A 12,954-nucleotide genomic window follows, 5' to 3' on the forward strand; every position below is an offset into this window, starting at 1 on the left:
ATACCAACCCCCACCACCCACCGTCAACTGAGCCGCACTCGGCGTGGGGGCCGAGAACTCTCAGCGCGCAGCCTTCTTGCGCTCGATGTCGGCCAGCGCCGCAGCCAGTTCCGCGCGCTGCGCCGCCGACGTCTCCCACGCCAGCTTGCGGTTCTTGACCACCTTCGCCGGGGCGCCCACCGCGATCGAGAAGTCGGGGATGTCCCCCTTGACCACCGCGTGGGCGGCCAGCACGCAGCCGCGGCCGACGGTGGTACCGCGCAGAACGGTGACCTTCGTCGCGACCCAGGTGTCCGGGCCGATGCGCACCGGGCTCTTGACGATGCCCTGGTCCTTGATCGGCATCTCGATGTTGTCCATCTTGTGGTCGAAGTCGCAGACGTAGCACCAGTCGGCCATCAGCACGGAGTCTCCGAGTTCGATGTCGAGATAGGTGTTGATGACGTTGTCGCGGCCCAGCACCACCTTGTCGCCGATGCGCAGCGAGCCCTCGTGGGCGCGGATGGTGTTCTTGTCGCCGATGTGCACCCAGCGCCCGATCTCGAGCTGCGCCAGTTCGGGTGTCGCCTGAATCTCGACGTTCTTGCCGAGGAACACCATGCCGCGGGTGATCACGTGCGGATTGGTCAGTTTGAACTTGAGCAGCCGCCAGTACCGGACCAGGTACCACGGGGTGTAGGCGCGGTTGGCCAGCACCCATCGCACCGAAGCCGCCGTCAGGAACCGGGCCTGGCGCGGGTCACGCAGCCGCGAGCCCCGCCAACGCTTGTGCAGCGGAGCGCCCCACATCGTCGTCATGGCCGCAAAGCCTACGCGAGGGCGCGCAGGCGTCCGGGTTACCCTCACGTGGGCTCATCAGCGACGTGAAAGGACACCGTGTTCCGGCGATTCCTCGTGCTCGCGGTTTCAGCGCTGCTGGTGGTTGTGTCCGCAGGATGCGGTGACACGTCGTCATGGGTGGAGGCGAAGGCCGCGCCGGGATGGCCGGCGCAGTACGGCGACGCCGCCAACAGCAGCTTCGTCGCCGGCGAGGGCGCCGAGACGTTGAAGCTGGAGTGGAGCCGGTCGGTCAAGGGCGACCTCGGCGCTGCGGTGGCGCTGGGCGCCGGCGGCTACCTGGTCGCCAACGCCCAGAGCCCGGCCGGTTGCTCGCTCATGGTCTGGGAGGCCGACAACGACGGCCGGCAGCGGTGGTGTTCGCGCCTCGTGCAGGGCGCGGGCGCAGCCAGCCCGCTGATCGACGGATTCGACAACGTCTACGTCGGGCAACCGGGTGCGATCCTGTCGTTTCCGCGCACGCAGTGGATCCGCTGGCGCAAACCCGTGATCGGCGCGCCGACGACACCTCGGATCATGGCGCCCGGCCAGTTGCTCGTGATCACCCACCTGGGGCAGGTCCTCGTCTTCGACGCCCACCGCGGCACCGTCGAGGGCGCCCCCCTGGACTTGGTGACCGGTGTCGACCCCAGGAACTCCGAACGGGGCCTCGCAGACTGCGGACCGGCCCGGCCGCAGTGCCCGGTGGCGGCAGCCCCCGCCTTCTCGGCCGCAGGCAACATCGTGGTGCTGAGCCTGTGGGAGCCCGGCGCCGACAAACCGGTTCTGGTCGGCCTGCGCTACCGGCCGGGCCAGACGCCGCTCTTGTCGCGCGAATGGACCAGTGACGCAGTGGAAAAGGGTCCGCTGGCCAGTCCGGTGCTCTCGGCGGACGGATCGACGGTGTACGTCAATGGCCGGGACCGACACCTGTGGGCGCTCGACACCGCCGACGGCGAGGCCAAGTGGTCGGTCCCCCTGGACTACCTGCCGCAGACGCCGCCCTCGGTGTCACCGGACGGCTCGATCATCGCCGGTGGCGGACCGGGAGCGAAGTTGACGGCGATCCGCGACGAGGGCGACCGCGGCGAGGTGGTGTGGACCCGCGAGGACATCGCCACGCTGACCACGTCGAGCCGCGCCGGCGCCCTCGGCTACGCGGTGACCGAGGCACCCGACGGCGGCCAGGACCTGACTGTGTTCGACACCGCCGACGGCCGTACCGTCAACAGCTATCCCCTGCCCGAGGCGACCGGATGGCCGGTCGGGGTCTCGCTCGGGCAGGACGGCCGCGTCGTCGCCGCCACCAGTGACGGCCAGGTCTACGGGTTCGCGCCGGAATAGCCGGAACAGGCCCAGACGTCGTCGGTCTAAACCGCGAGGATGGGGGCGAGCGCTGCCCGCGGCACCGTGGCCTGCAGGGCGCCTGCCGCCTCGGGCAGCAGTTCGCCCTGTCCGAAGAAGAAGATCACCGCATCGTCGGTGACGGCGAAGTTCTGGTAGTTCTGCGGGTCGAGTCCGTCGGCGGGCGGCACCGGCTGATCGATGCCGGTCTTGGCCTGCAGATCGCGCTGCACGGCGGGATACACCACGTCCAGCGGACGGGTGCCCGGCCGGAACAGCGTGTCGAACGTGATCGGCGCGCGCTTCCCGAGGTCGTAGTTGAAGGCCTTGAACCACGTCTGCGGGTGTGCGCCACCGACGTTCTGGTAGACCTCCAGCACGAGGCTCTGGGTGCCGCGCGGGGCCAGCCCCGAGTGGTGCGCGGACCCCTTGGCGTCCAGGACGTACGGCAGGTTCCGTGCGCCGGGCATCTCGGAGACGTTGACGAACCCGTCGCGGGTCTGGGTGAGGTACGCCGACACCGCCTGCTCGTCGGGGTAGCCGGCAGGGAAGCTGAAGTCGACGGTGTAGGCCGCGGTCGCGGCGTGGACCTGACAGGACTGCTCGGCGTTGAGAGCGCCGCCGAGGTCGGCGCACGCGGTCTGCGCCGATGCCACCGAGGGACCGGTCCACCCGGCCAGGACGGTGGCGGTCAGCAGCGCCGCGATCGAAGTGAAGCGTGTCATCACCGCAAGAGTACGTGCCGGTTCAGTGTGACGGTCGGCATATGAAGGCTGTTGCCCGGCTTGCGGTCCCGCTGCCCAGCCGGGTCACGACCACCGACACGGCGGCGCTGCCGCGGGGTTTGAGCCTGCGGCGCAGCGCGTCGGGGTCGACGTCGACGCCGCGGACCAGGATCTCGACGGCCCCGGCGTCGTGAGTCGCGAGCGCCTGCCGTAGCCGCTTCTCCTGGTAGGCGACCTGTTCGAGCACCTCGAAACCACGGACGCCGTCGGGCAGCCGATCGCCCGAGAGATAGGCGATCTCGGGGTCGAGCTGCCACAGACCGTGCCGTGCCGCATAGTGGCGGGCCAGCCCGGCGCGCACGATCGCACCGTCGGGGTCGACGATCCAGCGGCCCGCGGGCGCGACCGGGCAGTCGTCGGGTTCGGCGTCGGTGAGGTCCTCGCCGCGGTCGAGGACGCTCGCACGGCGGGTGACTCCCGCCGGTGTCAACCCGGCCGACCAGAGGCAGGCCTCCCGGACGCTGCCCGCATAGGAGGTGATCTCGATCTCGCCGGTGAAACCGAGGTGTCGCAGCGCGCCGAAATCAATTCCCGGAGCGCATTTGACGACGACATCCCGGCCCGCGTAGACGTCGAGCGCCTCGTCCAGTGGCGGCGTGTACTGCTGCGGATCGAACGTGCGCCGGCCGCCGCGCCTGCGGGCCGGGTCGAGCAGGACGACGGTGTCGCGGGTCACGGGCCGCAGCGCGTCGGCGCGCAGGAGCGGCACCCCGGCGCCACGCCGGTCGAGGTTGTGCCGGGCCATCGCCAGCCGCACCGGATCGAGGTCGCTGCCGACCACGTACGCTGCGCGATCGGCCAGTGCCGCAAGTTCGGTGCCGATCGAGCACGTCGCGTCGTGCACCCGAGTTCCGGTCAACCGGCCGGCCCGGTGCGCGGCGACGACACCGGCGGTGGCCTGCTGCAGTGCCTCGTCGGTGAACAGCCAGTCGGCGGTGCCGGGCAGCTTGTCCGCCGCTTTGCGGCGCAACCGCACCGTTTCGACCAGGATGCCCGCACGTTCGCCGAAACGTGTTCGCGCCGAAGCGATGTCGGCGACCAGGCTGGAGGGGGTCAGCGGCAGCGCCGCGACGTCGGCCAGCGCGCCGCGGCCCTCGTCGCCGCGCAGGTAGGCGACCGACTCGAGGTCGAACGCTAGGACGGCTTGACCCCTGTGACCATCACGTTGTAGAACCAGCCCTTCGGGACGACGCGGCGCCACACGTTGGCGTCGAACCAGCTCAGCGTCGTCCAGCTGCCGAACGCGAATTTAGCCCAGTTCCAACCCAATCGGCCGGGTGGTACGGCGGCCTCGAAAGTGCGGACCGGCCAGCCCAGCATCGCGGCGGTGAATTCCTCACTGGCGGTATGCACCTCGACGGCTCCGGCGGAACTGGCCATGCGCTCGAGGTCGGCCGGGTCGAAGGTGTGCAGATCGACCACGGCCTCCAGGGCGGCCGCACGCGACGATTCGTCGAGTTCGGTCTGCGGGCGGCGCCAGTCCGAGAGCATCGGCAGCTTCGTGACGTTGGTGGCGATCCGCCACGTCAGCGTCGACAGCTCGCGCGCGTAGCGGTTGCCCACGGTGGTCGGCTCCCCCGCGAACACGAACCGGCCGCCCGGTTTGAGCACGCGGATGACCTCGCGCAGCGACAGTTCGACGTCGGGGATGTGGTGGAGCACCGCGTGGCCGACCACCAGGTCGAAGGTGTCGTCGTCGTACGGGATGCCCTCGGCGTCGGCGACCCGCCCGTCGATGTCGAGACCGAGCGACTGTCCGTTGCGGGTGGCCACCTTCACCATGCCCGGCGACAGGTCGGTCACCGAGCCCCGCCGGGCGACGCCGGCCTGGATCAGGTTGAGCAAGAAGAAGCCGGTGCCGCAGCCGAGCTCCAGCGCCCGGTCGTAGGGCAGTTCGCGCTGCACCTTCTCGGGCACGGCGGCGTCGAAGCGGCCCCGGGCGTAGTCGACGCAGCGCTGGTCGTAGGAGATCGACCACTTCTCGTCGTAGGTCTCGGCCTCCCAGTCGTGGTAGAGCACCTGGGCGAGCTTCGAGTCGGACATCGCGGCCTCGACCTGTTCGGCGGTCGCGTGCGGGTTGGACGCGGGCAGGTCGGTGGACGTGTGGTCGATACTCGTCATGGCTGGCAGCCTAACCGGCGAAGGACGCCTTGGCGGCAGCCAGCACCTGCGGTGGGTAGTCGGTGAAGCGCCTCGCCCAGGCCACGGCGGCGTCGTACACGCCGTCGGGTGCGGCCAGTTCGTCGAGCAACCCCAGCGCATGGGCTTCTTCTGCGCCGACGAAGCGTCCGGAGAACACCAGGTCCTTGGCCTTGCTCAGGCCGATCGCCTGCGCCAGGCGCGCGGTGGCGTCCGGGTTCGGGGCCCGGCCGGCGAGGATCTCCGTCGAGCCCACCTTGACGTTGTCCCCGCTGATGCGCCAGTCGGCGGCCAGGGCCAGCGTCAGTCCACTGCCGAGGGCGTAGCCGGTCACCGCGGCGACGGTCGGTTTCGGGACGGCCGTGACCGCGGCGAGGGCCCGGCGGGCCGCCTCGGTGGCGGCGGCGGCCTCCCGGGGGTCCAGCGCGCGCAGCGCGGGGACGTCGTCGCCGGCCGAGAAGATCTCATGACCGCCGAACACGATGACCGCGGCGATGTCGTCCCTGCCGGTCAGTTCCTCGGCGGCCGAGGTCAATTCGCGATACACCTGGCGGGTGAGCGCATTGGTCGGCGGGCGCGACAGCAGCAGCGTGGCGATCCCCGGCTGCTCGTCGCTGGTGTGGACGCCGACGAATTCCCTCACGGCGTCACTCGGTCGATTCCCCGGTCGCTTCGCTCCTGCCCGCCGGTGCCCGGTGGTTGCGCGCCGCGTTGTACCGGTCGCTGTCGAAGAACTCGATCTCCCAGTTGCCGTTGTGGACGGCGAGGGTGGGCTGCACCGCCTCGATGCGGCGTTCGACGGCGAGCACCTCGGCCACGGTGCGACCGGCCAGCGCATCGAGCTGCGTCCACGTCGGCGGCAGGAGGAACGAGCGCCCGTCGGCGAAGTCGCGCAGCGCCTCCTCGGGGGTGATCCACCCGGCCTTGTCGGTCTCGGTGTTCTCCCCGTCTGCGCGTTGACCGTCGGGCAGCGCCCCGACGAAGAAGTAGGTGTCGTAGCGGCGGGTGCGCTCCTCCTCGGGGGTCACCCAGTTCGCCCACGGCCGCAGCAGGTCGGCGCGCAGCACCAGTTTCTCGTTGCGCAGGAAGTCGGCGAACGACAGCGACCGGTCGATCAGCGCCTGCCGTGCGTCCCGGTACACCGAGGCATCGTCGACGAGGACGTCCGGATCGTCGGCGGCGCCGGCGAACAGTACGCCGCACTCCTCGAAGGTCTCGCGGGCGGCCGCGCACACCAGGGCCTCGGCCAACCCCTCGTCCACCCCGAGTCGGTCGGCCCACCAGTCCGGTCCGGGCCCGGCCCAGGCGATGTCGGCGTTGCGGTCCCGGTCGTCGACGCCGCCGCCCGGGAACACCATCACCCCGGCGACGAAGTCCATGCCCGCGTGCCGGCGCATCAGGAAGACCTCGAGATCCTCCGGTATGCCACGGGCGGACCGGATCAGCATCACGGTGGCCGCGGGCCGCGGGACGAGCGGATCGGGCGTCGGCTTCTCGGTGGGCTCGGTCATGCGCGTCTCCTGTGAGCGGCCCTGGTGCGGGTGCGACGGGCGAAGTAACGGCCGTCGATGACGTCGAGGGCGATCTGCTGACCGAAGGCCTTCGACAGGTTCTCGGCGGTCAGCACGTCGGGCAGCAGACCGGCGGCGACGACCTGACCCTCGGAGAGGATCAGGCAGTGGCTGAACCCCGGCGGAATCTCCTCGACGTGGTGGGTGACGAGCACCATCGCGGGGGCATCGGGGTCGGCGGCGAGGTCGGCGAGGCGGGCGACGAGCTCCTCGCGCCCACCCAGGTCGAGGCCGGCGGCCGGCTCGTCGAGCAGCAACAGTTCGGGATCGGTCATCAGCGAGCGCGCGATCATCACCCGCTTGCGTTCGCCCTCGGACAGGGTGTCGTAGATCCGCTCGGCCAGATGTTCGGCGCCGACGCTCTCCAGCATGTCGACCGCCCGCGCGTAGTCGACCTCGTCGTAGCGCTCCCGCCACCGCCCCAGCACGGCGTAACCGGCGGACACGACCAGGTCCCGCACCACTTCACCCGGCGGGATTCGTTGCGCGAGCGCCGAACTGGACAACCCGATGCGGGACCGCAGCTCGGCCATGTTGGTGCGGCCGAGCCGCTCGCCCAGCACGTACGCCACCCCGGACGACGGGTGCTCCGTGGCGGCGGCGATGCGCAGCAGCGACGTCTTGCCCGCTCCGTTGGGTCCGATGACCACCCACCGCTCGTCGAGTTCGACCGCCCATGTCAGCGGGCCCACCAGCGTCCGGCCGCCGCGGCGCAGGCTGACTTTGGTGAAGTCGATCAGCAGATCCTCGTCGGGGGCACCGTCGGCTGCGTCTTCTTCGGGCACCCGACCATCGTGCCGTACCCGGCGGGTGGTGCAACCTGCGGGTCACCCCCGCCATCCGGGGGTGTGCGGTGGCGCTCGGCGCGGCGGTGCGCACCGAATTCGCCGAGCCGCATGAACAGCTGCACCAGCGGCCCGATCCCGAACGCGTAGACCACGGTCCCGACGCCGACCGTGCCGCCGAGCAGCCATCCCGCGGTGAGCACGGTCGCCTCGATCGCGGTGCGCACCAGCCGCACGGATAGGCCGGTTTTGGCGACCAGCCCCGTCATCAGTCCGTCGCGTGGGCCCGGTCCGAGTCCGGCGCCGATGTAGAGCACGGTCGCGAGCGCGTTGAGCACGACCGCGGTGAGCATCCACACGACCTGTACAGGCAGCGTCGACGCGTCGGGCATGACGGCCAGGCCCGCATCGACGGTCACCGCGATCACCACGACGTTGGCCACCGTCCCCACCCCTGGCCGGTTGCGCAGCGGGATCCAGGCCAGCAGTACCACCACGCCGACCAGGGCCGTCGCGGTGCCGATGCTCACGCCGGTGCGCCGCGCCAGGCCCTGGTGGAAGACGTCCCACGGGTCGAGTCCGAGGCCGGCGCGCACCATGAGCGCCATGGAGAAGCCGTAGAGAACCAGTCCGACGAGCAGGAGCGCGGCCCGCGCCGCGCCCGTCGCGGGCCGTACCCGCACTAGGAGTGGTCCGGGAAGCGGATCCGGATGGCATCCAGTTCGCTGCGCATCCGGCGCAGATCGGCGTCCAGTTCGGGGCTGGCGAACTCCCCGGGCCGAAAAGTGAACAGTGATGAAAGGCCAGTTCCAAGTCGAAATATCCAGTTTGAAGTCATGTGGTCCATTGTTCGAACGTTTGGCTTGCCCTTCAATAGCCAGTTGGCGCATACTGGCCACGATGACGTTGGAAATGCCTGCCAGGACGCTCGATGTCGAGAGACTGGCCCGCGAGCTGGGGAACTGGCGCACATCCAATTCCAGTGGCCCGGTCTATCAGGGCCTGGCCGACGGCATCCGGATGCTCATCGTCGACGGGCGGCTTCCGGTCGGCGCCCGCCTGCCGAGCGAGCGTGCCCTCGCCGACCGGTTGCGGGTCTCGCGCACGACGGTCACCAGCGCATACGCCCACCTACGCGAGGACGGGTACCTGCTGGCCCGCCGCGGTGCCCGCAGCACCACCGCGCTCCCGGCCACCCTCGACACCCCCGCCCCGCCCGTCGCGCCCCGCGGTGCGGTCAACCTGGCCAACGCCGCGCTGGCCGCTCCGGCCCCCGCGGTGCTGGCCGCGCTCACCACGGCCACCCAGCAGATGACGCCCTACCTGCACGACACCGGCATCGAACTCGCCGGTGTACTGCCCCTGCGCGAGGCGGTCGCCGAAAAGTACTGCGCGCGTGGACTTCCCACCGAACCCGACGACATCATGATCACCACCGGGGCGCTGCACGCGATCGGGTTGATCCTGGCGACCTACACGCAGCCCGGCGACCGCGTGCTCGTCGAGCAGCCGACCTATCACGGCGCACTCGCGGCGATCACCACCGCGGGCGCCCGCCCGGTCCCGGTGGCCATCGGCGACGACGGGTGGGACCTCGGGGTGGTGCAGAACGCGATCCGCCAACTCGCCCCCACCCTCGCCTACCTCGTGCCCGACAACCACAACCCCACCGGCCGGACGATGCCGCAGGAGCAGCGTCGGGAACTCGCCGCGCTCATCGCCGACACCGGCACCCGCACCATCGTCGACGAGACCATGACCGAGGTGTGGCTGGACGAGCCGGTCCCTCCGCCGGTCGCGACGGCGATGACCCGCCGCCGGGATCTGCTGCTGACCATCGGGTCGATGTCCAAATCGTTCTGGGGCGGGCTGCGGATCGGGTGGATCCGCGCCGATCCGGCCACGCTGGCCTCGATCGCGGCGCTGCGTCCGTCCATCGACATGGGTACGCCGATCCTCGAACAGCTCGCCGCGGCGGAACTGCTGCGCGCCGGCCACGACGTGCTGCCCGAGCGCCGCGAGATCCTTCGCACCCGTCGGGCGCTGATGGTGTCCCTGCTCGACGAACACCTGCCGGACTGGCAGCCGTGTCCCGGCGGCGGTGGTCTGGCGCTGTGGGTGCGGCTGCCCTCCCCGATGAGCTCGGCGCTGTCGGCGGCGGCGTCGCGGATGGGGCTGGACGTGCCGCCCGGCCCGCGTTTCGGCGTGGACGGTTCGCTGGAGCGCTTCATCCGCATTCCCTACACGCTGCCGCCGGAACAGATGACCGAGGCCGTCACCCTGCTGGCGCGGGCGTGGCACGCCGTGACCGGTGCGACGGCGGTGTCGCAGCGCGTCGTCGTGGTCTGACCCGGCGGGTCAGTCCTCGGGGATCTCGACGCGGCGCAGCAGCCCGTCGACGGCGTCGGCGGCCTCGATCTCGCCGCGGGTGACGCCGAGGATGAACAGCACGGTGTCCAGGTAGGGATGGCTCAACGAGGCGTCGGCGACCTCGCGCAGCGCGGGTTTGGCGTTGAAGGCCACGCCGAGCCCGGCCGCGCAGAGCATGTCGATGTCGTTGGCGCCGTCACCGACCGCGACGGTCTGCTCCATGGGCACTCCGGCCTGCTGCGCGAAGTTCCGCAGCGCCTTGGCCTTACCCGGCCGGTCGATGACCTCACCGACGACGCGGCCGGTCAGCTTCCCGTCGACGATCTCGAGTTCGTTGGCGGCGACGAAGTCCATCATCAGCTCGTGGGCCAGCGGTTCGATCACCTGGCGGAAGCCGCCGGAGACGATGCCGCAGTGGAAGCCGAGCCGGCGCAGTGTGCGCAGTGTCGTGCGCGCGCCCGCGGTGAGCTCGATCTGCTCGGCCACGTCGTCGAGGACTGACGCCGGCAGGCCCGCCAGCGTGGCGACGCGCCGGTGCAGGGATTCGGCGAAGTCCAGTTCGCCACGCATCGCTGCCTCGGTCACCTCGGCGACGGCGGCCTCGGCCCCGGCCCGCGCGGCGAGCATCTCGATCACCTCGCCCTGGATCAGGGTCGAGTCGACGTCGAACACGATGAGCCGTTTCGCCCGTCGGGACAGGCTGTAGTCCTCGAGCGCGATGTCGACGCCCTCGTCGACGGCCACCCGGGCCATCGCCTTCTGCAGCTGTCCATAAGCCGCGCCCGGCGGCACCGACACCCGCAGTTCCAGACCCGTGACCGGGTAGTCGGAGACCCCGCGGATGGTGTCGATGTTGACGCCGAGCTCGGCGACCTCACGGGCCACCACACCGAACGCGCCGGCGGTGATCGGCCGGCCCAGCACGACGATCGTGTGGGTGGACGGCTCCCGCATCACCGGGGTGTCGGCACTGCGCTCGATCGTCACCTCGAGGCCGACGTCGTGGATCGCCTCCTCGACGTCGGTGCGCAACGCGTCGCCGTCGGCCACGTCCTCTGCCGCCGCCACCAGCACACCGAGCGTGAGGCGCCCGCGGACCACGACCTGTTCGACGTTGAGCAGTTCGACACGGTGTTGCGACAGCACCTCGAACAGCGCCGAGGTCACACCCGGCTGGTCGACTCCGGTGACGGTGATGAGGACCGACACCTTGGCAGCTGCGTTCACCCCCGGCTTCCGCAGCGGCCCATCAGCTGGACGCGTCGATCGGCTTGGGCTCGTCCGCGTGGTGGTCGCGGCCGACGTGGGCCTCGGCTCTCATCCGCTCGACCATGTGCGGGTAGTGCAGCTCGAACGCCGGGCGCTCCGACCGGATCCGGGGCAGCTCGGTGAAGTTGTGCCGCGGCGGCGGGCAGCTGGTGGCCCACTCCAGCGAGTTGCCGTAACCCCACGGGTCGTCGACGGTGACGGGTTCGCCGTAACGCCAGCTGCGGAAGATGTTCCACAGGAACGGCAGCGTCGAGATCCCGAGGATGAACGCGCCGATGGTCGACACGATGTTCAACGTGGTGAACCCGTCCGACGGCAGGTAGTCGGCGTAGCGGCGCGGCATGCCCTCGTCACCGACCCAGTGCTGCACCAGGAAGGTGGTGTGGAAGCCGATGAATGTCAGCCAGAAGTGCAGCTTGCCCAGCTTCTCGTCGAGCAGGCGGCCCGTCATCTTCGGGAACCAGAAGTAGATGCCGGCGTAGGTGGCGAACACGATGGTGCCGAACAGCACGTAGTGGAAGTGCGCGATGACGAAGTAGCTGTCGGTGACGTGGAAGTCCAGCGGCGGGCTGGCCAGCAGCACACCCGACAGACCACCGAGCAGGAACGTCAGCAGGAAGCCCACCGAGAACAGCATCGGTGTCTCGAACGTCAACTGGCCCTTCCACATCGTGCCGATCCAGTTGAAGAACTTGATACCGGTCGGCACGGCGATGAGGAAGGTCATGAACGAGAAGAACGGCAGCAGCACCGCGCCGGTCGCGTACATGTGGTGCGCCCACACCGCCACCGACAGCGCGGCGATCGCGATGGTCGCGTAGATCAGCGTGGTGTAGCCGAAGATCGGCTTGCGGGAGAACACCGGGAAGATCTCACTGACGATCCCGAAGAACGGCAGCGCGATGATGTACACCTCGGGGTGGCCGAAGAACCAGAACAGGTGCTGCCACAGCAGCACACCGCCGTTGGCCGGGTCGTAGATGTGCGCTCCGAGGTGGCGGTCGGCGGCCAGGCCGAACAGCGCGGCGGTCAGCAGCGGGAAGGCCAGCAGCACCAGGATCGACGTCACCAGGATGTTCCAGGTGAAGATCGGCATCCGGAACATCGTCATACCGGGGGCGCGCATGCAGACCACGGTGGTGACCATGTTGACGCCACCGAGGATGGTGCCCAGACCGCCGACGGCCAGACCCATGATCCACAGGTCACCACCCGCACCGGGCGAGTGGATGGCGTCGGTCAGCGGCGAGTACGCGGTCCAGCCGAAGTCCGCGGCGCCCCCGGGGGTGATGAACCCGGCCAGCGCGATCAGCGCGCCGAACAGGAACAGCCAGAACGAGAACGCGTTGAGGCGCGGGAACGCCACGTCGGGGGCGCCGATCTGCAGCGGCAGCACCAGGTTCGCGAACCCGAACACGATCGGGGTGGCGTAGAACAGGAGCATCACCGTGCCGTGCATGGTGAACAGCTGGTTGTACTGCTCGTTCGACAGGAACTGCAGGCCGGGGACCGCCAGTTCGGTGCGCATGAACAGCGCCATCAACCCGCCGATCAAGAAGAACGCGAAGCAGGCGATGCAGTACATGATGCCGATCAGCTTGTGATCGGTGGTCGTGATGACCTTGTAGAACAGGTTGCCCTTGGGACCGAGGCGCTCCGGGAACGGACGACGTGCCTCGAGTTCTCCGATTGGGGGCGCTTCGGCTACCAAGAGGTCCTCCAAAAGTTCTGTCGGCGATTCCCCGCCTTGCTGCCACGAATCCTATCGTTCGGCGCGGCCCGGGTCAGCCTGGGTCCTACAAAGTGTCGTAATCGCTCGTCGGGCACGCCACGGCTCGGCCCCCCGAAGGGTCACGACCAGGATGTTACCGTCGG

At 69.9% G+C, this 12,954-nt stretch carries 13 protein-coding genes; 2 read left to right on the forward strand and 11 right to left on the reverse strand.

The window, feature by feature from the left end; all coding sequences use genetic code 11:
* Window positions 1-60 precede the first annotated feature (60 nt).
* Window positions 61-798 (reverse strand): acetyltransferase, encoded by a 738-nt coding sequence (locus AU196_RS20570; protein ID WP_059096931.1) that lies wholly within the window; start codon window positions 796-798, stop codon window positions 61-63.
* Window positions 799-876: 78 nt separating this feature from the next.
* On the opposite strand from AU196_RS20570, the gene AU196_RS20575 reads away from it, so the two are divergent.
* The gene (locus AU196_RS20575) at window positions 877-2,160 is read left to right on the forward strand and encodes an outer membrane protein assembly factor BamB family protein (protein ID WP_059096932.1); all 1,284 of its coding nucleotides are present in this window, start codon (window positions 877-879) and stop codon (window positions 2,158-2,160) included.
* Window positions 2,161-2,186: 26 nt separating this feature from the next.
* Here the strand turns inward: AU196_RS20575 and AU196_RS20580 are convergent, their stop codons facing one another.
* The 8 genes from AU196_RS20580 to AU196_RS25655 are packed head-to-tail and all read right to left on the reverse strand — an operon-like array spanning window position 2,187 to window position 8,278.
* On the reverse strand, window positions 2,187-2,885 hold the full coding sequence (locus tag AU196_RS20580; protein WP_059096933.1) for an esterase: 699 nt from the start codon (window positions 2,883-2,885) through the stop codon (window positions 2,187-2,189).
* A gap of 22 nt (window positions 2,886-2,907) precedes the next feature.
* Window positions 2,908-4,122 carry a THUMP-like domain-containing protein gene (locus tag AU196_RS20585; RefSeq protein WP_502687280.1) on the reverse strand — a complete coding sequence of 405 codons (1,215 nt, stop codon included), beginning with the start codon at window positions 4,120-4,122 and terminating at the stop codon, window positions 2,908-2,910.
* Entirely contained in the window at window positions 4,080-5,066 is a 987-nt protein-coding gene (locus tag AU196_RS20590; protein WP_059096934.1) for a class I SAM-dependent methyltransferase, read from the reverse strand. Before AU196_RS20590 ends, AU196_RS20585 begins: the two co-directional genes overlap by 43 nt.
* 10 nt (window positions 5,067-5,076) lie before the next feature.
* Complete coding sequence (locus AU196_RS20595) at window positions 5,077-5,727, reverse strand: enoyl-CoA hydratase (protein ID WP_059096935.1); 651 nt, start codon at window positions 5,725-5,727, stop codon at window positions 5,077-5,079.
* Window positions 5,728-5,731: 4 nt separating this feature from the next.
* Entirely contained in the window at window positions 5,732-6,595 is an 864-nt protein-coding gene (locus tag AU196_RS20600; RefSeq protein ID WP_059096936.1) for an NUDIX hydrolase, read from the reverse strand.
* Window positions 6,592-7,440, reverse strand: coding sequence for an ABC transporter ATP-binding protein (locus tag AU196_RS20605; protein WP_059096937.1), 849 nt, complete (start codon window positions 7,438-7,440; stop codon window positions 6,592-6,594). The genes AU196_RS20600 and AU196_RS20605 overlap by 4 nt, the downstream gene beginning before the upstream one ends.
* A complete protein-coding gene (gene yczE / locus AU196_RS20610) occupies window positions 7,392-8,123 on the reverse strand; it encodes a membrane protein YczE (protein WP_059096938.1) in 732 nt (243 codons plus the stop codon). Before yczE ends, AU196_RS20605 begins: the two co-directional genes overlap by 49 nt.
* On the reverse strand, window positions 8,123-8,278 hold the full coding sequence (locus tag AU196_RS25655) for a hypothetical protein (protein ID WP_157546560.1): 156 nt from the start codon (window positions 8,276-8,278) through the stop codon (window positions 8,123-8,125). Before AU196_RS25655 ends, yczE begins: the two co-directional genes overlap by 1 nt.
* 62 nt (window positions 8,279-8,340) lie before the next feature.
* Here AU196_RS25655 and yczR point away from each other — a divergent pair, with 62 nt between their 5' ends.
* Window positions 8,341-9,789, forward strand: a complete 1,449-nt coding sequence (yczR, locus tag AU196_RS20615; protein ID WP_059096939.1) for a MocR-like transcription factor YczR — start codon at window positions 8,341-8,343, stop codon at window positions 9,787-9,789.
* Between the two features lie 9 nt (window positions 9,790-9,798).
* Here yczR and serB read toward each other — a convergent pair whose 3' ends face one another.
* Together serB and ctaD are read right to left on the reverse strand one after the other, a co-directional pair.
* Window positions 9,799-11,037 carry a phosphoserine phosphatase SerB gene (gene serB, locus AU196_RS20620; protein ID WP_059096940.1) on the reverse strand — a complete coding sequence of 413 codons (1,239 nt, stop codon included), beginning with the start codon at window positions 11,035-11,037 and terminating at the stop codon, window positions 9,799-9,801.
* 22 nt (window positions 11,038-11,059) lie between these two features.
* Window positions 11,060-12,790, reverse strand: coding sequence for an aa3-type cytochrome oxidase subunit I (gene ctaD, locus AU196_RS20625; protein WP_059097151.1), 1,731 nt, complete (start codon window positions 12,788-12,790; stop codon window positions 11,060-11,062).
* Window positions 12,791-12,954: the final 164 nt, after the last annotated feature.

Source organism: Mycobacterium sp. IS-1742 (genome assembly GCF_001500125.1).
In the GTDB taxonomy this organism is placed as follows: Bacteria; Actinomycetota; Actinomycetes; order Mycobacteriales; family Mycobacteriaceae; genus Mycobacterium.

Excerpts from the sequence above, each read along its gene's own strand:
- AU196_RS20600 (WP_059096936.1), bottom strand. The coding sequence starts at position 6,595 with ATGACCGAGCCCACCGAGAAGCCGACGCCCGATCCGCTCGTCCCGCGG.
- yczR (WP_059096939.1), top strand. The coding sequence starts at position 8,341 with ATGACGTTGGAAATGCCTGCCAGGACGCTCGATGTCGAGAGACTGGCC.
- AU196_RS25655 (WP_157546560.1), bottom strand. The coding sequence starts at position 8,278 with ATGACTTCAAACTGGATATTTCGACTTGGAACTGGCCTTTCATCACTG.
- AU196_RS20570 (WP_059096931.1), bottom strand. The coding sequence starts at position 798 with ATGACGACGATGTGGGGCGCTCCGCTGCACAAGCGTTGGCGGGGCTCG.
- AU196_RS20580 (WP_059096933.1), bottom strand. The coding sequence starts at position 2,885 with ATGACACGCTTCACTTCGATCGCGGCGCTGCTGACCGCCACCGTCCTG.
- AU196_RS20590 (WP_059096934.1), bottom strand. The coding sequence starts at position 5,066 with ATGACGAGTATCGACCACACGTCCACCGACCTGCCCGCGTCCAACCCG.